The following is a 22,502-nucleotide window of genomic DNA, read 5'->3' as shown; positions in this document are numbered from 1 at the left end:
TAATAAGCAATGGCAACGATCAAACCTTGGTATAAAATTGAAGGACTTATCCCCCGCGAAGATTTGCGCGAAGGCAAACCTTTAGATGCTTCCGAATTTGCGGTACATCTCGACCAAGTGCGAGACAAACGAGCGCCCGCAGATTATCAAGAACCAGATCGCTTTTTCGATCGCACTTATCTTACCAAATATTTAACATACCTCGCCGCTCAAGTAGTCCGGCGACTCTCCGGTGAAACCACAGAAACCTCAGCTATATTTAATCTTTCTACCCAATTTGGCGGTGGCAAAACTCACGCATTAACTCTACTCTATCACTTAGCAAAACACGGCGCTGCTGCTAACAAATGGACGGGAGTCGATAAAATCTTAAAGCAAGCAGCCATTTCCGCTATCCCCGAAGCGGCTGTAGCCGTATTTGTCGGCACTGAATTTGACTCGATCGCCGGGCGCGGTGGCGATGATGGCACTCCTCTACGCAAAACACCTTGGGGTGAAATTGCCTATCAATTAGGAGGGGAAGCGGCTTTTAATATTGTCGCCGAACACGAAAATCAATTTATCGAACCCAAGGGCGATGTCATCCGCAAATTTCTCCCCAAAGATAAGCCCTGTTTGATTTTGTTGGATGAGATTATCAACTACGCCAGCACCTATCGCAACAAAGGTTATGGCGATCGGCTTTATAATTTCATTCAAGCCCTCTCAGAAACGGCCCGAGGTGAAAAAAATGTCGTTTTAGTAGTATCTATTCCCGCTTCAGAGATGGAATATACTGCGGCTGACGAAGCCGACGAACAGCGCTTCAAGAAAGTGCTCGACAGATTGGGTAAGGCAATTATGATGTCTGCCGAATCTGAGACATCAGAAATTATCCGCCGTCGCTTATTTGAATGGACAGCCAATGCTGTCACCCCTGAAGGTAAAATCATGCTTCCCAAGGATGCTGTTACTACCTGTAACGAGTATGCAGATTGGGTAATTGAACACAAGCAACAGTTGCCCAGTTTCCAGATTGAAAGTGCGCGGGAAGCCTTTCTCGCGACTTACCCTTTTCATCCCACAGTGCTATCGGTATTCGAGCGTAAATGGCAGGCTTTACCTCGATTTCAACGCACCAGAGGTGTCCTGCGACTCTTAGCTTTGTGGGTGTCTATTGCCTATCAGGAGGGTTATAAAGGCAACCACCGCGATGCCTTAATTGGATTAGGAACTGCACCCCTAGATGACCTATCATTTCGAGCGGCAGTATTCGATCAACTGGGAAACGATCGCCTAGAAGGGCCGGTGACAACTGATATTTGCGGCAAAAAAGACTCTCACGCCATTCGCCTCGATGCAGAAGCTACGGAAGATATTAAGAAATCACGGCTGCACCGCAAAGTTAATACGACTATCTTTTTTGAGTCTAATGGTGGTTGCACTCGCACAGAAGCAACTGTCCCAGAAATTCGACTGGCTGTAGGTGAGCCAAATGTAGATATTGGCAATGTAGAAACGGTTTTGGAATCTCTAACTAGCGATTGCTATTACTTAACTGTCGGGCAAACTAAGTATCGATTCAGTCTCTATCCAAACCTCAACAAAATTCTAGCCGATCGCCGTGCTAACGTGCAAAGGCATCGCATTGATGAGCGAATTCTCCATGAGATTCAGAAGCTATTTGCTCTTAATCAGGGAATTCAGGTTATCTGTTTTCCCGAACAACCTAACAATCTTCCCAATCAAGCTGTGCTGACTTTAGCAGTGATGTCTCCCACCCATTCCAAACATGATGAGAGTACCCTAAAGTTGGTGGAGTCAATGATTCGCGAGTCTGGTGCGTCAGCGAGAACGTTTAAGAGTGCGCTAATTTTTGCGATCGCCGATTCAGATGTTCAATTGCGCGAAGAAGCCCGCAAGATGCTATCCTGGGAAGACATTCGGGATGAGGAAACCAATTTAGATGAGGTGCAGAAAAAGCAATTATCTGAAAACCTGAAAAAGGCTCAGCGCGATTTGATTGAAACTGTGTGGCGCGCTTATAAATACGTCGCCTTGTTAGGGAAAGATAATAAGTTACGGGTGGTGGATTTGGGTTTGGTTACGTCGAGTTCTGCTAAATCAATTGTAGACTTAATTATCAATCGGTTGCGTATGGATGGGGATGTGGAAAATGCGGTGAGTCCTAGGTTTTTAGTTCGCAATTGGTCTGGTGCTTTCCAGGAGTGGAGTACCAAGTTGGTGCGGGATGCCTTCTTTGCTTCACCTTCGTTTCCGCGACTTTTGAAAGGGGATGCCGTGAAAGAGGCGATCGCTCGCGGTGTCAAAGATGGTACTTTAGCATTAGTTGGCAAAGCATCAGGCGATCGATACGAACCGTTCGAGTTCAAAACAGATTTAACAGCCAGCCAAATCGAAATTTCAGACGATTTGTTTATCATTAAATCAGAGGTAGCCGCCGCTTACCTGCAACGTATCACAGATCCGCCAAAGTTGAGCGCGTTGATAATTTCCCCCACCAAAGTGCAACTCGAACCGGGTAAAAAGCAAACTTTTATCGCACGGGGACGCGATCAATATGATAAAGAAATTGCTATTGGTGAAATACAGTGGACTACTACAGGCGGTAATATTGAACCCAATGGCATACTCACGGGTGGAGAAAATGAGGGAAATTTCACTGTGACAGCAACAGTAGAAACAATCAGTGCTATTGCCGAATTTACCGTAAAATCTCCCGCGGTTCGAGCCAAGGAAAATGCTAATAATTATCAATTAGCCGACCACCAAACCATCCCACTTCCACCTAAAGGATTGAAATGGATTAGTGAAATTAGTCCTCAGAAGTGGATGAATTTTTATACTAAAGTTCTGAGTAAATTTGCCAGTGACAAAAATGTTAAGCTCACAGTGAAAATAGAAGTTTCTATCGAAGGCGAGGTATCTCAGCAAAGGCGGGATGAGACTAAAGTTGCACTGCAAGAACTCGGATTGAATGATGAGGTGGATGTTCGAGAATGAAGTAAATTATTGACTGAGCTTTTAAGGGTGAAGTGTGAAACTAGCTAGCAGAGAGAGGTGTGTTGATGCGATCGCCCCCTTCGCCCCTCCCCATCCCAGATGTCACCGCACCCCTGTCAGACGACGCAGTAGCCGCTCGAAACAAAACGCTAAAATAAAAATAGTAGATCACACAATTTCGGAGTTAATAGTTGACACTTGCACCCGCGCGCGAAAACGTCCTAGCTTGGCTCTCTGAGCGCGTTCCTGCTGCCCGAATCAAACACATCCTCGGAGTCGAACAAGTAGCAGGTGACTTGGCTCGCCATTACGGGCTCGACGAAGCAAAAGCCCGATCGGCCGGTTTGTTGCACGATTTGGCAAAATACTTCAAACCTCAACTCCTGCTGGAAATGGCTCAGAAGGAAGGTTTAGAGTTAGACTCAGTGTTGGAAGCACACCCGCATTTGCTGCACGCAGACGCGAGCGCGATCGTCGCCAGAGACGAATTCGGGGTGGTCGATCGAGAAATTTTGGACGCCATAGCCAATCACACCCTCGGCAGACCAAACATGAGCCAGCTCAGTTGTACCGTATTCATAGCAGATACCATAGAGCCGAGCCGCGGCAATACAGCCCAACTAGAAGCACTGCGCGAGGCAAGCTTGCAAAATCTTTATGCAGCCGTGTGGCAAACTAGCGATTATTCTCTTAAATATTTGCTAGAAACTCGCTGCTACATCCACCCCCGCACCGTACTTACCCGCAATTGGGCGCTGCTTATGGCTCGCTCGCCGGAAACAGGAAATTCGACAGAAAAGTCGATCGAACAAATCACAAGTTAAAAGTAAAATTTATCAGCAATCCTGTCCTTACTTTTGGCTTCAACCTCACTCCTATTTCCCGTCTCAAACTGCCAACAACCGCAAGCCAATAGCGCACCCATTCTTCCTTACCGTATCAATTAGGAACTTAAACACTTAATGTCAGATCTAACCCAACTCGAATACTCCAGGGCTCAGTCTACAGCAACAGACGGCACCTCCCCAGACGAAGCTCGCGGCCTGATCGTGACCGTTGCCCAAGCAGCGGAAGACCGCAAAGCAGTAGATATTGTATTGCTCCGGGTGGCCGAAGTATGCTACTTGGCAGACTACTTTGCCATCATCACCGGATTTTCCAACGTGCAGGTACGAGCCATCTCCCAAGCGATAGCAGACAAAGTTGAAGAAGAGTGGCAACGCTTGCCGCTACGTACACAAGGGCTATCAGACGCTAGTTGGGTCGTCATGGACTACGGCGACGCGATCGTTCACATTTTGAAGCCTCAAGAGCGCGAATTCTACAATTTAGAAGCGTTCTGGGGACACGCCGAACGCATTGAGTTTTCCCCCGCGCCCTGAGGATGGCTAATGTGAAAGACGCTTCTGTTTCTATTTGTCCGGTTCCGCAAGAACAGCGACCGATCAATGAATACCAAGAACTTAAAGAATCCTGGTTTTTTAGCTGGGTGACACTCAATTGGCCCCAATATCTGGCAAAACTAGCTTGGGTGTGGGCTTGGAGTTGCTTGGTATCTGGGCCGATAGCTGCTTCTAGCTTTGCTCCTGTCAAGTATCCAGCTCAGTTTGTCCTCAGCAGTGCCGCCGGTGCCGGTTTTATTCTAGGATTAGCTTTGCTGCGACTCTACTTGGGTTGGTTCTACGTGCGATCGCGCCTTTCAAATCCCACGGTCGTCTACGAAGAGTCTGGCTGGTACGATTGTCAATCTTGGCCTAAAACTCCCGAAGTTTTGCTTCAAGACCAGTTGATTGTTAACTACCAACTAGAACCAATTCTCAGGCGTCTGCGGCAGACATTTTATGGTTTGACAGTATTGCTGGTTGCCGGGGGACTAACTTGGAGTTGTTTGTAATCGGTTCGGCAAGGAAGTTTTGAGTTTTGAGATGGCCGCGCAGGGCACTCCCTGTGCACGCTCCCCTGCATGAGTCAGAAACATCGCAGAAAAATTAACTTTATAACTCGTAACAGGCAGCTCGCAACTCAAAACTTCCACCGACCTCAATCTAAAATCTAAAATCTAAAATCTAAAATTGATATGACAAGGGGAAAACGAACCCAAGCTCCCGAACTGGAAGTCACACTGCTGCGCGAAGGTATTGTGGAATCGAGGCACCGCGCCCAGGCCGCTGTCTGCGACAACCGCGGCCGCGTTCTGTCCGTTGCTGGTAACTCGGAAACGGCCTCTTTTGTCCGTTCTTCACTCAAGCCTTTTCAAGCTTTGGCGGTGACGGGGACTGGCACTTTAGAACGCTACGAATTGACCGATCGAGATTTAGCGATTATTTGCAGTTCCCATCAAGGTACGATCGAGCAATCGCGCCAAGTATTTAACGTCCTGTGGCGCTGCGACATTGACCCCTCTAAACTTCAATGCCCCATTCCCGAAGGCAAAAAGAGCGCCCTGCAATACAACTGCTCCGGCAAACACGCCGGAATGCTCGCTGTCTGTCAGCAACTGCACTGGCCTCTGGAAACTTATTTGCGCCGCAAACATCCCGTCCAGCAACTTATTTTGGGCAAAGTGGCTGACTTGCTGGCCATGCCGGCCGAAGAGTTTATCAGCGCTCGCGACGACTGCGGCGCTCCTACCTATCTGTTGCAGTTGGGGCAAATGGCGTCTTTGTACGCTCAGTTAGCCTCCGGCCACAATGTGGATATGGAGCGGATTGTCCGCGCTATGACTCACCACCCGATGATGGTTGCCGGTGAGGGCAAATTTGATACGGAACTGATGCGCTTGACTCAAGGGGAATTGGTGAGCAAGTCCGGCGCCGAAGGGGTGCAGTGCATTGGCCGCGTTGGCGAAGGCATGGGCTTGGCAATTAAGGTGACGGATGGGGGAAAGCGCGCTCAATTTGCTGTGGCGATTCACTTGCTCAAGCAGTTGGGGTGGATTACTCCGACCATCGCCGAAACTCTTTCGGAGACTTACCTGACTCTCAGCGACTTCAAGCGCTTGGAGGTAGTCGGCGAAGTTTCGATGCTTTAGGGCTCACGACACTCTGAGTCGATTTGAGCAACCCCTCCCATCATCTAAAAAGTTTTTTGGATTTAGGGGTTGCAATTTTCAGAAAGATATGTTTATATTAGAGAGACAAAGCAACGCGGGATAGAGCAGCCTGGTAGCTCGTCGGGCTCATAACCCGAAGGTCAGTGGTTCAAATCCACTTCCCGCCACCAAATTCAAGCAAACCCTCTAATCGTTAAGGTTTTAGGGTTTTGTTTTTGGAAACCACTAGAGAGAGACAAAGCGACGCGGGATAGAGCAGCCTGGTAGCTCGTCGGGCTCATAACCCGAAGGTCAGTGGTTCAAATCCACTTCCCGCTACCAACTTAAATCAGACAAGCCCCTGTAATCCAAAAGGTTATGGGGGTTTTGTTTGTTGAAACCACTACTACAGCGCTTCGATCGCGTGGTTGAGGTATGCCCGCGAGCCCGTGGGCTCGTCAGCCTTATGCCAGATAGTACCTCATGTTACGCTCGAAAGGCTATATTTGATTACGAATCTGAAAGTATGAAATTTGTTGATATTGAATTATCCCCGTTCAATAATCCCTTTAAATTTAGTTTGGAACTTTCCTAAGCTTTGTTTTCTATTCGCTGAATCAGTCTCTTGTTTACTGCTATCGCTCCCTTTTCTCCAGTGGCCATTTTTACCGCTATCTCTGAAATGCGAAAAGTGGGGACTACTTAGGAATGAGAATTAAATAACTTACAATTTGATGGTTCTTGTGGGATGGGCGTCCCGCCCGTCTTTTCTGGACGGGCGGGACGCCCATCCCACTTTCAAGAGTGTAAATTATTTAATTCGCGATCCTTACTTCACATTTTTTAAGAAAGATAGCTTCCCTACATTCACCACAAATAAGGCTTAGCTTTTTATATGATTCATAGTTTACCCTCTCATTATCAGCTTCAAATGTTTCATTTGAGGAAATAGCTATTGCCCAAAAAATAGATATTTATGATTCTGCTTTCATAAAAGTTAATTTTTTATATTTGGTAATTTTATTTAATACAATCAGGACTTACGCACGCGGGGCAAAAAAACCGGTTTCTGCGGCGAGCATCTCTGGGAGAAATCCATTATTTTTCGGAGAAACTGTTTTTTTTTGGTCTTAGTCCTACTAATAGAGAATTGGCGATCGCTCAATTTACAGCATTTTTTAGGTAAGTGAGGTACATAGCAAAAATAGAGGACACGGCAGTGCCGTTTCCCTACAGCGATTGAACGCTTGACGGGTGTACTTGATTAACATGGAATCTGCTGTATTTATTCGCCACAATTGGAACCCAATCAGACCTACTGGTAAGGTGTTGGGCATCCTTGCGACCTTTTCTCGGTGAAAATTTTAAATTGCTCAGTCGGCTGAGCTTCCATCCAACCAATCAAAAATTAGGTTTAACTGTTCGAGTGTAACTAACCCGTACTGCCACAGAACCATCGGCAGTTGGCTGGCATCTTGTTCACTGTGTCGCAGAGCAACGGCGATCGCAGAATTCGATATCGCCAACTCCCCCCGTAAATAATCGAGCAGTTTAGCCTTTCCCATCACCTTCACCGCCAGTTTTATGCGCTATTGTAAAGATATGTAGCCGATCGCAATTAATCAGAAGTTTAATAAGCTGTGGTGCATTTAAAATGCGTATTTCAGAGGTTGAAACCCAATACTTGCTTAGATAGCATCGAAAATTTAAATGATGAACAGCTTAGTCCTAATTTTCTGTTGATAATCGGCGCTGTAGTGTGATGGAAACGCACACAACTTGTGATAAAACGTATAAAAAAAGGCGATCGCAGTCACAAGAGTTCCGACTCTCAAAAATTAGGTTCCGCGATCGCTCGCTTGCTTCAAATGAATTCATTTAAAATTGCTACAGTCCTAGCTGAAGCTGAACTCCCGCTTCCGTGCCGCTGTCGGTTTGTTTTGGAGGTAAAGGATTTCCTTGGCGCTGGGCATCCGAAGGAGTAGTAATAAATTCCAATGGGCCATCGATTTTGAGGCGAAATGTGTCGCCCAAGCTGCTTTCCCTTCTAGCAGAATTAGTCGCCGTTTCTCGTTCACCAATCAAGTTTTGGTAGTCCGAGTCTAATGTTCTGTCCTCCACACTTCTGAGAGAGTCGCCGGATAAAGTCGTTTCCGAATTTTGGGGCGCTGGTTGCAGTCTTTGTTGGGCGAGAACCGCCGGGGTGAAACCGATAAAAATTGAAGTCAGTCCCAGAGCAGTGCCAAGAGTAGCAATAACTGCGTTCATCGTCAATGCCTCCGCTAGTTGCATCCTACTATGCTTATTGTACCCAACCGCAATTAAGTTGCAATCTATCAAAAGTAGCTGCTTGTGTAGATACCAATTAAAGTTCCTGTGAAAACTTATAACTTTGGATAGCGTTATCGGAAAAATAGAACTGACCCCGCAACCGGGTTGAAACGCCAAAATACGTCATTTCAGGAAGGAGTCAACCAAAAACTCAGTTTGTTTGATTAGCGCGCGTCAGGAGTGGAAAAATAGTTCGTGCTGGATGCACAGGTGGCTATCCGCCTGGGCATCCATTGTGTGTGTTTTTTTTTACGAAAATACGTCGTTGCAGCCCGCCGAAACCCTAAAAAAACTCGGTTTCAGATACCAGTTTAAAAAAAGAATGCAACACTAGGCAAGTTCTAAACCCTTACAGAATCAGTCTGTCCCAATTCTTTAATTGTTTAATCTCAAATCTATAATAGTAGGAGCGTGTAGAGTGAGTCCAGGATGGATACTGCATTCATCTCGATCGCCGCTGCTCTCAAAGCGGACGATCGCGCTAAAATATCGGTGGAAGTCGTTAAAAATTCAGTTGCCAGCTGCAGATTCTGAGTTATTAACAGCACTTTGCGTACTAAAACGATCTCAACTTCAAAATCTGCGCTTATCAGGTTGCACTTTACGGAAATGTTGTGGGGTCATAATAGTTCTGCTTTACCATGCCAATCAAATATCTGACCGACCAGATTTTAAAAATGTCGGGCAAAGTGCCAATTCGCATCGTCCTTGTGGTGCCTTTTGCCATCCAGACTTTCGCGGCTGTAGGGTTGACGGGGTGGTTGTCGCTGCGGAACGGGCGCATAGCCGTCAACGATGTTGCTACACAACTGCGGGCAGAAGTCACATCGCGTATCCAGCAACATATTTATGCTTATATCAAAACACCCCACCAAATCAATCAGCTCAATATCGAAGCCATCCGTCTCGGCATTTTGAACGTGCAGGATGCTGATAGTTTGCAACGCTACTTCTGCCAACAAATCAAAACCTTTGATAAAATTAGCTACATTCAATTCGCCTCCGAACAAAAAGACTTTATTGGAGTTGAACGCCTCGACGACGGCAAGTTGCAAGTTCACATTTCCAATCAATCTACTGGCTATAACTTGCAGCGCTACGGGCAGTCCGAGTTCGGGGAACCAACCAAGCTATTAAAAACTACTCTCAACTACGACCCCCGCCTCCGACCTTGGTACATAGCTCCGGTGCGCGCAGGCAAACCGACTTGGAGTAAAATTTATACTTATTTTGACGCTCCCAAACTAGCAATTACGGCGGCTCAACCAGTTTATGGCGAGGATGGGAAACTGATTGGAATCCTGGGTTCTGATTTGAGACTTTCCAAGATAAATCAATTCTTGGAAAGTCTAAAAATTGGCAAATCAGGACAGACTTTTATTATAGAAAGGTCTGGGCAATTGGTGGCAAATTCTACTCCTGAACCACCATTTATTGTTAGCAACGGCGTTGCGAAACGGATTGTGGCAGCCAGCAGCAAGAATGTTCAGATTCGATCGAGTGCCCGCTATTTGAGAGAACGCTTCGGGGATTTGGGCAAAATTGACAGATCTCACCAGTTAGATTTTACGATCGACGGTCAACGGCAATTTCTACAGGTGACGCCGCTCTCAGACAGCAGCGGCCTCGACTGGTTGATTGTGGTGACCGTTCCTGAAGCGGATTTTATGGAAAGGATTAATGCCAACACTCGGTATACTGTGGTGATGTGTCTGGGTGCTTTGGTGCTGGCAACGGCGATTGGCGTTGTGACTTCTAGGTGGATTGTTGTACCGATTCGGCGTCTGAGCAAGGCGGCGGATGCTTTTTCGCGGGGAGAATGGGACGGGATGGCGGCAGATCCCGGCTTGATGGCGTCTCTAGATCGGGAGGATGAGGTGGGTGTCCTGGCTCGCTCTTTTAATATGATGGCCCGTCAATTGGAAGAGTCGTTTACTACTCTCGAAGATCGGGTGCAATCTGCGCTCGCCGACAAAAATAAATTAATTATTTCTCTGAAAAACTCGCAGCAAAAACTGGCTCTCCATCTTCACCAAACTCCTTTGGGAGCGATTGAATGGAATCTCAACTTTGAAGTAGCGGAATGGAATTTGTCAGCGGAAAGAATTTTTGGATACAACCGCTTGGAAGCAATGGGACGCCACGGAGTCGATCTAATAGTCCCTGAAGATGCTAAGGAGTATGTCAGGCAACTATCTATAACTTTGCTCACTAAGAAAGGAGGAGTTACCAGCCTTAACAAGAACATCAGAAAGGACGGCAAAATTATTCTGTGCGAGTGGTACAATACGACTTTGGTTGATGCTGATGGCAGGATAGTGGGGGTGGCTTCGCTGATTCAGGATGTGACTGAATTTCACAGTGCTGTGGAGAAGTTACGGGCTAGCGAGGAGCGGTTTCGCCAGTTGGCAGAAAATATTCATGAGGTATTTTGGATTAGAGAACCCAATCAAAAGCAGCTAGTTTATGTGAGTCCTGCTTGCGAGAAAATATGGCATTTGAGCTGTCAGAGTTTGCACTCTGAACCGGAAGCTTTTTGGAATGCTATTCATCCGGAGGATCTAGATCGCGTCAAGGCTGCTTTGGAGAAACAGGGGCGGGGCGATTATGATGAGGAGTATCGGGTAGTGCGCTCGGACGGTTCAGTTTGCTGGGTGCGCGATCGGGCTTTTCCAGTTCGCAGCAAAACAGGGGAAATTTACCGCATCGTCGGTATTGCTGAAGATATTACCCAGCGCAAATTAGCAGAAGAATTTCAAAAAGTCGCTCAAACCGCTCAAGCTGCAAACCAAGCCAAAAGCGCCTTTTTAGCGAATATGAGCCACGAATTGCGAACACCTCTCAACGCAATTATTGGTTACAGCGATATGCTCAAAGAAGACGCCGAGGATTTAGGCTGCGAAGATTTTATCCCCGACTTGCACAAAATTCAAACTGCTGGGAAACACTTGCTTTCTTTAATTAGCGACATTCTAGATATTTCTAAGATTGAAGCAGGGCGGATGGAACTTTATTTGGAAACTTTCAACCCGGTTAATTTAATTGACGAGGTAGCTTCTACTGTCAAACCCTTGGTAGATAAAAATTCTAATAAGTTTGAAGTTTATTGTGCTAGCGACTTGGGAATGATGTATGCTGACCTTACCAAAACTCGTCAAATATTGCTCAACCTGCTGAGCAATGCAGCCAAATTTACCGAACGTGGCACTATTACCCTCTGCATTGAAAGAGTTAAACATGACAGCTTAACAACTCAAGAAATAGCAGAACCTTCCGACTTAATAATTTTTCGCGTAGCTGATACGGGCATTGGGATTCCCCCGGAACAATTGCAGCATTTATTTCAAGCGTTTATGCAGGGCGACGCCTCAACTACGCGCAAGTACGGCGGCACGGGTTTGGGACTGACTATTAGCCGTCACTTTTGCGTGATGATGGGTGGCGATCTACAAGTTCAAAGCGAGTTAGGTGGCGGTTCGGTTTTTACTGTATACTTGCCGGCGCACGTTGAATTATTAGTAAGTAGTTAGTCCTACTTTCCTGGAGGCAATTGTTATACCAATTAAAAAAAGTCGCTGCTCCAATCCTCCAATATTATACCAATTATTAAAAATCGGTGTTCTTGGAGGCGCAGACTTCAATGCTGTGTCCTTACAGATGCTCGCGTACCATCTATATTTAGCCATACTTTTCAGAATTTCTATTACTAAATAAATCGGGTTTCTTGCCAAAAAACCTGCGATTTCAGATAATTTATCAGCAAGAAACCAAGGTGATGATACAATGCAGCCTCAGTCTTATTCTAGTTAATTGGCCGTTTCTGCCGCCCTAAAAGTTGGGCTGTTAATACCCCGCCAACAAAGCCAAAGAAATGCCCTTGCCAGGAAACTCCCGGCTGCGAGGGCAAAACTCCCCAAATTAAACTGCCGTAGAAGAAACCGACAATTAAAGATAACAAAATAGAGGTAAAGCTGCGTTCAAAATAGCCCCGCAGCAGCAAAAATCCGAAGTAACCAAAGATTAATCCGCTAGCACCAATGTGAACGGAATTAGGCGCACCAGTCAGCCAAACTCCCAATCCGCTGACTAGCACAGTGATAGCACTCACGATAAAAAAGTCGCTAATTTCTCGCAGCATAATCAACCAACCCAATGTCACAAAAGGGAGGGTATTGGCAGCTAAGTGAGCAAAACTGCCGTGCAGAAAAGGCATAAACAAGATGCCTTCAAGTCCGTCGATGCTGCGGGGGCGGACTCCGTAGGCATTCAGCCTGCCTCGGAACAGGAATACATCGACAATTTCGATAATCCAGAGGAGGGAGACGAAGCCACCGAGGATGGCGGCGTGGGTTTGCAATTCGCGGGTGATAGTTTTGGTTTCTGGGTTGCTCATGGGTGGTGAGGGCGGTGATACCGATTATTTCTAATTGTAGGAGTTTCCCTCGCGATCGCGAGAAAAGATAGTGGGCGCCCGGTTTCAGGGTTTTTTGCAGCAGAGCTTATTTAGAAATATTATAACTTTCATTAAAAGTTCCGCATTTTCACTTATGGAATAATTCACCTCGATGCGTCAAAATTGTAGATGAACTACAAAAGGAGAGTCAACCGATGGTAGAAGCTAGAACGTAGAAGACAGAATTTTTACCCGCTCAATCAATCGTTGGGCTTGAAATGAGGACACTTTTTAGATCGCACACCGTGCCTAAAAAAATCCGGAACTAATTTTCTCGCCTAAAGTCATTAATTTAAGAAGTTCAATCCGGTAAAGCCAAACGAGATGCTGTAGATCCTGATTGTAGATAAGATCGCACAAGCTCTACAGAGAGTTCTTGGCACCTCGTTATAAAAGAGGAACAGAGCAAAATGAATGTATTTGAGCATACAGTCTCCTACCGAACTCTACCAAGTTGGGTATCGTTGGGCAAACAAGAAACCGCAGTTAGTGTCGCTACAAAATCTCAACCTTACGGTCAAAAGCCACACTTTGACCCCTTGCATCCGCTAAAACAATGGCTTGATAACACCGCAATTAAAAGTCAAAAGTTGGCTCGCTTGCTGTGTAAATTTATTCCCAGCCAGTGTCCGTTTGAGCGGGAAGTCAAAATTGGCGATCGCACTTTATTTCACATTCCGCCTCTGTGCAAGTTAAATCCGCTTTACGAGCAAGTGGTTGGGCTGCGGTTTCGTGCTTTGTGTTATTTGGCTGACGAGTGTGGCGAGGATGTGACTCCCTATTGTTAATTCTCCAAAAACTTAAATTTCTCACTGTCTTTTCACTCTCCCTTATCCTTGTTGGGGAGGGTTTTTGTTTGGTAAGGAAACCAGTATGGATGGGGGGAAAGTCCGTCTCAGAAAAGAAGAGGGAGAGGGCAGTCACTGGCTTGACTGCAAGGCTGTGCGGCTGCACGGCAGTTATTACGCGGCATTTTTTCTTGACAATCAAGCGTTAATTAATTATCTGAACAGTCAGCCTTTATCAGAGGTACTAACCTGTTTGGGAGATGGTCATGATGGCATTTGCAATGTTATTGTCCAGTTGAATCCTGACGGGGCCTGGCGGGAAATTTTAGATTGGTATCACGAAGGTTGAAAATCTATGTAATATCATGTCCGCCCTTCATCGGAATTATTATCTCTCTCTTCTCTTTCTCTGTGTCCTCTGTGCCCTCTGTGGTTTAATCATTCCCATCTAACCGGAATTGATATAAGGTCGGATGGGTCGTTGAAGCGTCTGGCCTGACGGGGTAAGGAATTTCTGTCGCAAGGACGAGGCGAGGAAACTATCAATTGATGTAAGTCTTGCCGTCAAAAACCAGCGTAGAACTTTTATGCTTATTTGAAGAAGCATCGCCTCCGGGTTGTTAACGAAGAGCAATTGTCAACACAAAAGGTTTGCTTTGGAGGTTTGGGGGCTGTAGAGTCGGCAGTAAAACAAATTGATAGAAGGTTGAAAATTTCAGGATTGCTGTGGTTGATGAAAAATGTCAATCAAATGGGATGCTTCGGTGTACCTTAACGGCTCAATATCCGTTTGAGGCTCAACAGCGCCAAACCGGGATGCTGCAGGTTCGTCTTTTGCCTAACTTTATTGGGTAATCTCCCAAAATATGTACGGTTTTTTCCCCTCTACAGCGGTATGAGCTAGATACCATTAGAAAAATGTCAAGGACATCACCAATCTATGTAGGTTGAGCAGTGGAGTGAGGCAACTCACAATTAAGGTTCAGTTTTACTCCCCGCATTTTTTACCAAATTGATATATTAGTAATTGGGGCTAATATAGCAATCCTCGCATCAGTTTCAATAACTGGTTAACTTCCAGGCTCTTCCTGGGAACCGATGTCACTCTTGCTCTGCCTCGGCCCAGACTATGGAGGCTCTTCCTCCGGATATGCGTTACCAGGCAGAGCCTAGTAACGAGTAATTGATATATTAGTAGTTGGGGCTAATATTTAAGCGATTTCAAGAATATAACTCACACTAAATCGCCAAATACCGAGCTCGGTAATTACCGGCTACAAATTATCAAATATTTTAAGCATCTAACTAATACTAAGTGTTGAAAAAAACGTTTTTTGCAGTAATTATTGCGCTTTTATCTTTTATGGTTGCACTCATCCTATCAGCTCAAAGTTCTGAGGCTGTCAATGAACTATATGTATTTGGCGACAGTCTTTCCGATATGGGAATGGTGTTTCGATCCAGCGGGGGTCAGTATCCGCCTCGTTCGACTTACTTTCAAGGGCGTTACTCGAATGGTAAGGTTTGGGTAGAGTATCTTGCCGATCGCCTAAAGTTGCCGCCTGAACGAGTCACTAATTTTGCCTGTGGAGGTGCAACAACCCGAAGCGATCGCAACAGCCTTGTCCCTGGCTTGTTAACTCAAGTTGAGTCGTGGACTAACTCCCACAAACAGGCAAATCCTCATGCGCTGTATGTACTGTGGGCGGGGGCGAATGACTATTTGCAGGGGGGAAATAATGCGAATATTCCGGTTGAAAATGTGGGGAGGGCGATCGCATCTCTTGCTGGTGTGGGTGCCAAAAATATCCTGCTGGCAAATTTACCAGATTTGGGGCAGTTACCGGCGACGCGAACAAGCGCTAATTCGGCAAGCCTCACTGCATTAACACAAGCACACAATCAGGGTTTGAGGCGAACGGTTAAGGTATTAAGTCAACAGCATTCTGACTTAAAAATTGCGACTCTGGATGCTAATGCGCTTTATCGGGATGCGAGAGCAAATCCGGCTAAATATGGCTTGACTAATGTGATGAGTGCGTGTTTATCGGGTGCAGGTGTTTGTGGTAGTCCCGATCGATTTTTGTTTTGGGACGGCATTCATCCGACGACGGCCGCACACAAAATTTTGGGGGAAGCAGCCTCCGCGATTGTGCAGGAAAGCGGGATGATGAAATCTGAATTGGGGATGCTTCGCTAAACTATTTTTAGGCCCGACGGGCGCCACAATAGCGGGATGCTTCCTTGGAGTAAAGGTTGACATAACTTTTTGCATTAGGGCAATATTGGCTCATCTGATATTAGACCTCTTGCAAAAGTCAAAAACACCCCCCTCAGTCCCCCCGCAGCTTCGGGGGGAAGCAAGAAAAATTAGGCTCCTTCCCCTTACTAAGGGGAGGGGTCTCAGCATTTTTGCAAGAGGTCTATTGTAGAATTTTCCTCGCGGGCGATCGCACTTTATTCTCCATTCCGCCGCTGTGCAAGTTAAATCCGCTTTACGAGCAAGTGGTTGGGCTGCGCTTTCGAGCTTTGTGTTATTTGGCTGACGAGTGTGGCGAAGATGTGACGACCTATTGTTAATTCTCATTCCCAACCGAGGACTAAAGTCCGATGCTGCGAACCTATTTGGAGTGACTATCGCTGTCTTCTTCGTCTTCTTCCCTAATATCCTGGAAAATATGCCAAACTAAGCAAACAATACCAATCCAAAATCCTGAAACTGGATCTAACCACGAGATTAAATTGACGATGCCAAACTCGGTCAATTGTCCAACAACGGAGGTGAATTTGTGATTTTTGACAATATCTTTGAACTCCTGGGAGAGTGATTTTTTACTCGATTCGAGGCTTTCTAGTTCTGCGTACTCGATGAAAGCCAGCCAGATGAATAATTGAATCTGCGGATTTTGAGCCAAAATGATTTTGAATTGTTGTGTAGTCATGGCGGGTTTTCTCAATGGGTTAATTTATAAATAACTGAATAGCTGCGGTAGTACCAGGCCAATAACGGACAGATATTAAGTTCCCCTTTCTGTCCCGATCGCACATCTCGTAACCAAGACACAGTAAAGACACAGCAATGCTGTATCCCTACCGAATATCTGTTAGGACTTAAGCGCGGGTGGTCAGAAACCGGGTTTTTTACGAAAAGACGCGTCGCAGTCCACATATTAGGTAAAAACCCGGTTTCTTTGGTCTGAATGCGTCAAGGACTGATGTGTATTCCACCCCAGAGAAAACCGCTATAATATCGGGAATCACATCAGTCTGATACCTATGGGCGAAACGCGCGATCGAGGAATTCCGGCGACTCCAGACGGAATTGCCAAACTCAACAACGCCAAAAATACTGGAAAAGACGATAACGGCAAACCTTGGACATTTCCCAGTATTGCCGAAAAGGCTGGTATCGGAAGTCACAAGACTGTTGAGCGGTTTTTCAAGGGTATAGGAATTGAGAGAGGTTATGCTAACGCAATTTGCCAAGCTTTAAGTTTACAAATAACCGAAATTGTCGATCGCCACGAATGGAGCCCACCCTCACCGCCAGCAACCCAAATTGACTGGCGCGAAACCTGCCGCGCCGCAGCCCAAACCAAGCGACAAGCAGCCAACACTTTTTTTGCTAACGACTTAGGGCGAAAAATAGACCTCGACCACGTCCCCTTGGGATTAATCGAACGCCAGCAAAAACCCCAGCGCCGCGATGATTTTTCCCCTCAAATAGGTTCCCAAGCTTATCAGGAAGCCGGAAAACTTATCAGTTACGACGAATTTTGCCAAAAAGTCCTCGCTAACAGTGACAGCCCTAAAAGCAACGGCAAACGCCTTGCTGTCATCGGCGAACCGGGTGCGGGAAAAACCACTCAATTGTTCAAAATTGGCGATCGTATATTGGCGGAAACTGAATATTTGCCGGTATGGATATCCTTAGCAGAGGTGAAAAAACCTTTGTGCAAATATTTAATCGAAGATTGGCTGCGAATAGCGGCGGGAAAATTGGATGCTGCACCTGCGGAATGGGTGAAAGAATTTAATGAATTACTGAGTGAAGGAAAAATCTGGTTGCTGTTGGACGGCGCGGATGAAATGGGAATAGCCGATTCCCTGGGAACTCTGTCGCCACAGTTGAGAGAACGGGTATTTGATAAAGTACGAATAGTAATCAGTTGCCGCCTGAATATTTGGGAGGCAACGGGGAATGCCCTGTCTGATTTTGATACTTATAGAATGCTCGATTTCAGCTATGGAGACGGCGAGAATTGCGATCAGGTGAAATTGTTTATCGATCGATGGTTTACCCCCCTTAATCCCCCCTTGCCAAGGGGGGAAACTGGCCCGATTCCTAATCTCTTACCCAGGGTGGAAACTACTTCCATTCCTGCTCCCCCCCTTACCAAGGGGGGGCTGGGGGGGGTTCTACGCGCCAAAGAAACCACCTCAATTCCTGCTCCCCCCCTGGGTAAGGGGAAGCTGGGGGCGAATCTCCGCGCCGCCTTAGACGAACCGGGAAAAGAGCGAATCAAAGATTTAGTACGCAATCCCCTGCGGTTATTCCTGCTGTGTTTAACTTGGGAATTCGGACAGCAAAAATTACCGGATACTAAAGCCGAACTTTATGAGGTATTTGTCGTAGCGCTTTATGATTTCAAAAAACAAGCTTTCCCGACAACACCAGCACAGAGAACAAACTTAAATGCTGCCTTGAGAAAGTTTGCACGGACAGCAATTGAAGCTGGATATAAATCGATATTGCCGGATTGGTTTGTGAGCAAACATCTGGAGCAACCGCATCCAGAGTTATTTAAAAAAGCAATTGACTTAGGTTGGCTGAATCGAGTCGGAGGTGATGCCGAAAACCCGCTGAAATCTGTTTATGCTTTCTATCATCCTTCTTTTCAGGAATATTTTGCAGCCTGCCAGATTGAGGATTGGCACTTTTTCTTGAATCACGTGCCGCAGAATCAGCAGCAGGAGATTTATCCGATTTTCGAGCGGCAGTGGAAAGAGGTGATGTTGTTGTGGATGGGGCGAAAGGATGTGGATAGGGAGGAGAAGGAAGCATTTATTCAGGCGTTGGTCGAGTTTGATGATGGAATTGAAGATGAGTTTTATTGGTATCGAGCTTATTTTTTAGCGGCTGTATTAATTGATGAGTTTAAGGATTGTTCTTTGGCTGATGCGATCGTTGCTCAAATTGTGCAGTGGGGATTTGGTTATTTCAATATTGAAAAGCAGGAGTGGCAGACATTTTTAGATCCAATTGCCGAAGCATCAAAAGCAATATTGCCCGAGAGTGATCGTACAAGAGCGATCGGCGCTTTAACTGAGTTGCTCCGCACCTCTGAGGATGAAGATATTCGGTGTATGGCAGCAATAATCTTAGAAGAAATAGACGAAGGCAACCCAGATGTGATCGCTACTTTAACAGAGTTAATTCGCACCTGTGAGGATGAAGATATTTGGTATAAGGCAGTAATAAACTTAGGGGAAATAGGCCAAAGCAACCCAGATGCGATCGCTGCTTTAACTGAGTTAATCTGCACCTCTGAGGATCAAGATATTCGGTGTATGGCAACAACAATCTTAGCAAAAATAGATGAAGGCAACACAGATGCGATCACTGCTTTAACTGACTTAATCCGTACCTCTGAGGATTTTGAAATCCGGCAGAACGCAGCATATACTTTAGAGGAAATAGGAGGCAAAGGCAACCCAAATGCGATCGTCGCTTTAACAGAGTTAATCCGCCCCTCTGAGAATGAAGATATCCGGTGGCTGGCAGCATATAGCTTAGGGCAAATAGAGGAAGGCAATCCAGATGCGATTGCGGCTTTAACTGAGTTAACCCGCACCTCTGAGGATGAAGGTATCCGGTGCCTGGCAGCAAATAGGTTAGGGGAAATAGAGGAAGGCAATCCAGATGTGATCGCCGCTTTAACTGAGTTAATCCGCACCTCTGAGGATGAATCTATCCGGCAGCGGGCAGCAGAAAGCTTAGGGAAAATAGACGAAGATAACTCAGATGCGATCGCCGCTTTAACTGAGTTAACCCGCACCTCGGAGAATGAATTTATTCGGTTGCAAGCAGCAGATAGCTTATGGAAAATAGACGAAAGCAACCCAGATTCTATCGTCGCTTTGACTGAGTTACTCCACACCTCTGGAGATAAAAATATTCGGTATCAAGCAGAAAATAGGTTAGGGAAAATAGACACAAATAGGTTAGGGGTAATAGACGAAGGCAACCCATATCCGATTGCAGATTTAACTCAATTTATCCTCACAGGTGAGGATAAATCTAGACAGGAGACAGCAGCCTTTTTTTTAACAACAAAAATGACAGAAACTCAGCAAATGAAAGGGGTTGTCACTGCCTTAAAAAATTGCCTATCCGATGAGACTTACGAAAATGACTTTGACAGATACAACAATTCCTACAAAGTCATCTGGCACTGTGCCCAAAATCTCCCTTACCCCACCTTCTATCACGCATGGCACCATCCACCCACCACACCCCATCCTGAAGTTCCCGATTGGCAAACTTTCCCCCAAGACATTGCCAGAGAAATCAATAATCAAGCCGAATTATCCACTCAAATCCAACTCCTGTTCATCGACAGCAAAAACTTCATCAACCCCGACAACCCCGCCGCCAAGATTTACACCGAAATGCTGAAACAAGGCTGTCCCAAAAGTGAGGATGGCACACCGAAAACAATGGCAGATTTACAAACTTATTGGGATTTGCTGCTGGTGGATAGCGAGAAATCTTTCATCTTAGTATTCTACAACTCGCGGGGGGAAGAGGCGACTGGATTTAGCGAGACATTTGTCAACGATTTAAGCAAGTTTGACGGCAATATTGCTATTGTTAGCGAGAATAACGCGGATTCGCTGACAGCTTTTTCACTCAGTCAATCTGATTTGATTGGAGCGATCGTGCGGTGGATTTGCCAAGTTGTATGGGAAAGTTAATCATCGCACAGGTGGGTCGCTATTAGATTCACTCCTGGACACATCAAACCAAAGAAACCGGGTTTTTTACCGATATTAAAGGCTACAAGCCAATATTTTCGTAAAAAACCCGGTTTCTGCGTCCAGGACTAAGATTATCGATATGCAAGTCTGAGATTTTGGGTGGCGACGCACCCTAGGAACTACTGTCGCTCTTGGGATCTTCAGGCTCAGGGGGTATGTCTCCTTTTTTTTTGGCTTCCAACACCGCTGTTTCAACAATAAAAGCTATCAAGCTGGCTGTGGGTCTACCTTGTCGATCGGCCCACTGCTCTAAAGATTCATAGATGTAGTCGGGGAGTGTTATGTGAACGCGCTTGCTCACTGTCAATATTTGCCTTGTGCTAACGCTCCCAATCATACAAGTTTACGCCGAACGTGGTGCGATAACGCTATTTTAGTAATTTTTTGCTACCAATGAGGGCCTTTTGTGCAATAATTTTTACAGCACACTACAGGTGCAAAGTCAAAAGCCAGTCCCCCGCCGTGGAAAAGCAAGGACTGGCTATGGCTCCAATTAATAAAGGAGATACACCTATTATGCCGTATGAGAAACGTCTCAGACCGTGGATTGTGGTTCGTTTGCTTCCGAATCTGCAAAGGGTCGTTGTGGGTCGCTTTCGCAGTTGGTCAGATGCAGAGGGTCACTTGCGAGTTCTCAAACAACTGCTTCCCGGTGCTCGATTGACTCTAGTTTTCGATCCGATCGACTAATTTTGGTTGCGACTCTCTGAAAGTACGCGCGGCGAAGCTATCCCATTCTTAATCGCCCGAATGTTTGATTCGGGCGATCGCATTTTTGGGCAATGTTAGACTGGACGCAAGATATTAATTGAATTGGGTAAAAAACCGTGACAGCTAGTCTACAAGTAACAGAACAGCCAACAGCACAGCGATACTTTACTCCAGAAGAATATCTAGCTTTGGAAGAAACAGCAGAGTCTAAAAGTGAATATTGCGACGGAGTAATTATTCCCATCACAGGTGCAAGTACAAATCACAATCACATTTCCCTGAATATGAGTATAGCATTACGTCTTGCTCTTAAGGGACTTGATTATAATATTTTCATGGGTGACCTGCGCCTGTGGATGCCGAAAAAGCGATTTTATACTTATCCCGATGTGATGGTAATTTTAGGGAAACCTGAGTATTACAACAATCGCAAAGATACGGTAATAAATCCTCAAGTTATTATTGAAGTTTTATCCAAATCTACCAAAAGTTACGATCGCAGCGATAAGTTTCAGTTTTATCAAACGCTGCCGACCTTTCAAGAGTATATTCTAATTGACCAATCGCGAATTTATGTAGAGCAGTATTGCAAGTTGGCAAACAAGCGATGGTCCTACAGTCAGTACGATGAAGAGGATACAGCGCTAGTTTTTGATTTTTTTAAAGTTGAAGTACCGCTAGCAGATATGTATGAGAAGGTGGATTTTGAGGCGGAAAATGAGCCAGAAGATAGCGCGGAAGAATAAGGTCGATCGCACGCTTGTTTGAAAAGGGCGATCGTCATATTGTTTCCGGTTGCATCGGAATGATATAGAGGACACGGCGCCGTGCCCATTGGTGTCAACTTAAGACTGAAATCCTTGATAAATATCGGTTTTACCTGAGTCTAGATCCCCCTAAATCCCCCTTAAGAAGGGGGACTTTCAGAAGACTCTTGTCCCCCCCTTCTTAAGGGGGGCTAGGGGGGATCTAGATTTAATAGTCAAACAGCAGTCTGTGATTGGGTTTGACGTTAAGTTGACACCAATGGGCAGTGCCGTGTCCCTACAATTAATGGAGGTAGGGACACGGCACTGCCGTGTCCTGACTGTGAGTAATATTAATTCCGATGCTACCGGAGTTGATATTACTAAGTAAGGTGGGC

At 45.8% G+C, this 22,502-nt stretch carries 17 protein-coding genes, 2 tRNA genes and 2 pseudogenes; 16 read left to right on the top strand and 5 right to left on the bottom strand.

From position 1 onward, the window contains the following. The first annotated feature begins 9 nt into the window (after positions 1–9). The 7 genes from QUB56_RS11250 (at position 10) to QUB56_RS11220 (ending at position 6,376) form a co-directional block, all read left to right on the top strand. A complete protein-coding gene (locus tag QUB56_RS11250) occupies positions 10–3,003 on the top strand; it encodes a DUF499 domain-containing protein (protein WP_332955226.1) in 2,994 nt (997 codons plus the stop codon). Positions 3,004–3,194: 191 nt separating this feature from the next. After that, positions 3,195–3,827: a bis(5'-nucleosyl)-tetraphosphatase (symmetrical) YqeK gene (gene yqeK, locus QUB56_RS11245; protein ID WP_332955225.1), complete on the top strand. Its 633-nt coding sequence runs from the start codon at positions 3,195–3,197 to the stop codon at positions 3,825–3,827. Between the two features lie 138 nt (positions 3,828–3,965). Further along, positions 3,966–4,385, top strand: coding sequence for a ribosome silencing factor (rsfS, locus tag QUB56_RS11240; RefSeq protein WP_332955224.1), 420 nt, complete (start codon positions 3,966–3,968; stop codon positions 4,383–4,385). Between the two features lie 2 nt (positions 4,386–4,387). Beyond that, on the top strand, positions 4,388–4,897 hold the full coding sequence (locus QUB56_RS11235; RefSeq protein ID WP_332955223.1) for a CGLD27 family protein: 510 nt from the start codon (positions 4,388–4,390) through the stop codon (positions 4,895–4,897). 183 nt (positions 4,898–5,080) lie between these two features. Next, the gene (locus QUB56_RS11230) at positions 5,081–6,034 is read left to right on the top strand and encodes an asparaginase (protein WP_332955222.1); all 954 of its coding nucleotides are present in this window, start codon (positions 5,081–5,083) and stop codon (positions 6,032–6,034) included. A 114-nt stretch (positions 6,035–6,148) separates the two neighbouring features. Further along, positions 6,149–6,225, top strand: a tRNA-Met gene (locus tag QUB56_RS11225). A 74-nt stretch (positions 6,226–6,299) separates the two neighbouring features. Beyond that, positions 6,300–6,376, top strand: a tRNA-Met gene (locus tag QUB56_RS11220). A gap of 1,031 nt (positions 6,377–7,407) precedes the next feature. Here the strand turns inward: QUB56_RS11220 and QUB56_RS11215 are convergent. Together QUB56_RS11215 and QUB56_RS11210 are read right to left on the bottom strand one after the other, a co-directional pair. After that, positions 7,408–7,599, bottom strand: a complete 192-nt coding sequence (locus QUB56_RS11215; RefSeq protein ID WP_332955221.1) for a DUF2949 domain-containing protein — start codon at positions 7,597–7,599, stop codon at positions 7,408–7,410. Between the two features lie 322 nt (positions 7,600–7,921). After that, positions 7,922–8,302, bottom strand: a complete 381-nt coding sequence (locus QUB56_RS11210; protein ID WP_332955220.1) for a hypothetical protein — start codon at positions 8,300–8,302, stop codon at positions 7,922–7,924. 704 nt (positions 8,303–9,006) lie between these two features. Between QUB56_RS11210 and QUB56_RS11205 the strand changes: the two genes are divergently transcribed. Beyond that, the gene (locus QUB56_RS11205) at positions 9,007–11,895 is read left to right on the top strand and encodes a PAS domain S-box protein (RefSeq protein WP_332955219.1); all 2,889 of its coding nucleotides are present in this window, start codon (positions 9,007–9,009) and stop codon (positions 11,893–11,895) included. 272 nt (positions 11,896–12,167) lie between these two features. Here the strand turns inward: QUB56_RS11205 and QUB56_RS11200 are convergent, their stop codons facing one another. After that, positions 12,168–12,758: a rhomboid family intramembrane serine protease gene (locus QUB56_RS11200; RefSeq protein WP_332955218.1), complete on the bottom strand. Its 591-nt coding sequence runs from the start codon at positions 12,756–12,758 to the stop codon at positions 12,168–12,170. Positions 12,759–13,228: 470 nt separating this feature from the next. Between QUB56_RS11200 and QUB56_RS11195 the strand changes: the two genes are divergently transcribed. The 5 genes and pseudogenes from QUB56_RS11195 to QUB56_RS11175 all read left to right on the top strand — a co-directional run. Further along, the gene (locus tag QUB56_RS11195; RefSeq protein ID WP_332955217.1) at positions 13,229–13,606 is read left to right on the top strand and encodes a Mo-dependent nitrogenase C-terminal domain-containing protein; all 378 of its coding nucleotides are present in this window, start codon (positions 13,229–13,231) and stop codon (positions 13,604–13,606) included. A 76-nt stretch (positions 13,607–13,682) separates the two neighbouring features. Continuing rightward, positions 13,683–13,946: pseudogene (locus QUB56_RS11190) on the top strand (ISKra4 family transposase); the annotation flags it as partial. A gap of 294 nt (positions 13,947–14,240) precedes the next feature. Continuing rightward, positions 14,241–14,381 (top strand): hypothetical protein, encoded by a 141-nt coding sequence (locus QUB56_RS11185; RefSeq protein WP_332955215.1) that lies wholly within the window; start codon positions 14,241–14,243, stop codon positions 14,379–14,381. A 588-nt stretch (positions 14,382–14,969) separates the two neighbouring features. Beyond that, on the top strand, positions 14,970–15,806 hold the full coding sequence (locus QUB56_RS11180) for an SGNH/GDSL hydrolase family protein (protein ID WP_332955214.1): 837 nt from the start codon (positions 14,970–14,972) through the stop codon (positions 15,804–15,806). A gap of 245 nt (positions 15,807–16,051) precedes the next feature. Further along, positions 16,052–16,186: pseudogene (locus QUB56_RS11175) on the top strand (Mo-dependent nitrogenase C-terminal domain-containing protein); the annotation flags it as partial. A gap of 41 nt (positions 16,187–16,227) precedes the next feature. On the opposite strand, the gene QUB56_RS11170 reads toward QUB56_RS11175, so the two are convergent. Then, on the bottom strand, positions 16,228–16,548 hold the full coding sequence (locus QUB56_RS11170) for a hypothetical protein (protein WP_332955213.1): 321 nt from the start codon (positions 16,546–16,548) through the stop codon (positions 16,228–16,230). A gap of 334 nt (positions 16,549–16,882) precedes the next feature. Here QUB56_RS11170 and QUB56_RS11165 point away from each other — a divergent pair, with 334 nt between their 5' ends. Further along, the gene (locus QUB56_RS11165; protein WP_332955212.1) at positions 16,883–20,584 is read left to right on the top strand and encodes an NACHT C-terminal alpha/beta 1 domain-containing protein; all 3,702 of its coding nucleotides are present in this window, start codon (positions 16,883–16,885) and stop codon (positions 20,582–20,584) included. A 175-nt stretch (positions 20,585–20,759) separates the two neighbouring features. On the opposite strand, the gene QUB56_RS11160 is transcribed toward QUB56_RS11165, so the two are convergent. After that, positions 20,760–20,948 (bottom strand): ribbon-helix-helix domain-containing protein, encoded by a 189-nt coding sequence (locus tag QUB56_RS11160; RefSeq protein WP_332955211.1) that lies wholly within the window; start codon positions 20,946–20,948, stop codon positions 20,760–20,762. A gap of 182 nt (positions 20,949–21,130) precedes the next feature. On the opposite strand from QUB56_RS11160, the gene QUB56_RS11155 reads away from it, so the two are divergent. Together QUB56_RS11155 and QUB56_RS11150 are read left to right on the top strand one after the other, a co-directional pair. Continuing rightward, a complete protein-coding gene (locus QUB56_RS11155; protein ID WP_332955257.1) occupies positions 21,131–21,337 on the top strand; it encodes a hypothetical protein in 207 nt (68 codons plus the stop codon). A 137-nt stretch (positions 21,338–21,474) separates the two neighbouring features. Further along, positions 21,475–22,104, top strand: coding sequence for a Uma2 family endonuclease (locus QUB56_RS11150; RefSeq protein WP_332955210.1), 630 nt, complete (start codon positions 21,475–21,477; stop codon positions 22,102–22,104). Positions 22,105–22,502: the final 398 nt, after the last annotated feature.

The organism is Microcoleus sp. AR_TQ3_B6, assembly GCF_036702785.1.
Taxonomy (GTDB): Bacteria; Cyanobacteriota; Cyanobacteriia; order Cyanobacteriales; family Microcoleaceae; genus Microcoleus.
Note: the sequence above shows the minus strand (reverse complement) of the source record. Positions and strands in the feature narration are given on the sequence as shown.

Bases quoted from the DNA above. Each gene is read 5' to 3' on its own strand.
- QUB56_RS11180 (WP_332955214.1), top strand. From the start codon at position 14,970: ATGGTTGCACTCATCCTATCAGCTCAAAGTTCTGAGGCTGTCAATGAA.
- QUB56_RS11155 (WP_332955257.1), top strand. From the start codon at position 21,131: ATGGCTCCAATTAATAAAGGAGATACACCTATTATGCCGTATGAGAAA.
- QUB56_RS11215 (WP_332955221.1), bottom strand. From the start codon at position 7,599: ATGGGAAAGGCTAAACTGCTCGATTATTTACGGGGGGAGTTGGCGATA.
- QUB56_RS11235 (WP_332955223.1), top strand. From the start codon at position 4,388: ATGGCTAATGTGAAAGACGCTTCTGTTTCTATTTGTCCGGTTCCGCAA.
- QUB56_RS11195 (WP_332955217.1), top strand. From the start codon at position 13,229: ATGAATGTATTTGAGCATACAGTCTCCTACCGAACTCTACCAAGTTGG.
- QUB56_RS11205 (WP_332955219.1), top strand. From the start codon at position 9,007: ATGCCAATCAAATATCTGACCGACCAGATTTTAAAAATGTCGGGCAAA.
- QUB56_RS11165 (WP_332955212.1), top strand. From the start codon at position 16,883: ATGGGCGAAACGCGCGATCGAGGAATTCCGGCGACTCCAGACGGAATT.
- QUB56_RS11200 (WP_332955218.1), bottom strand. From the start codon at position 12,758: ATGAGCAACCCAGAAACCAAAACTATCACCCGCGAATTGCAAACCCAC.
- rsfS (WP_332955224.1), top strand. From the start codon at position 3,966: ATGTCAGATCTAACCCAACTCGAATACTCCAGGGCTCAGTCTACAGCA.
- QUB56_RS11210 (WP_332955220.1), bottom strand. From the start codon at position 8,302: ATGAACGCAGTTATTGCTACTCTTGGCACTGCTCTGGGACTGACTTCA.
- QUB56_RS11170 (WP_332955213.1), bottom strand. From the start codon at position 16,548: ATGACTACACAACAATTCAAAATCATTTTGGCTCAAAATCCGCAGATT.
- QUB56_RS11250 (WP_332955226.1), top strand. From the start codon at position 10: ATGGCAACGATCAAACCTTGGTATAAAATTGAAGGACTTATCCCCCGC.
- QUB56_RS11230 (WP_332955222.1), top strand. From the start codon at position 5,081: ATGACAAGGGGAAAACGAACCCAAGCTCCCGAACTGGAAGTCACACTG.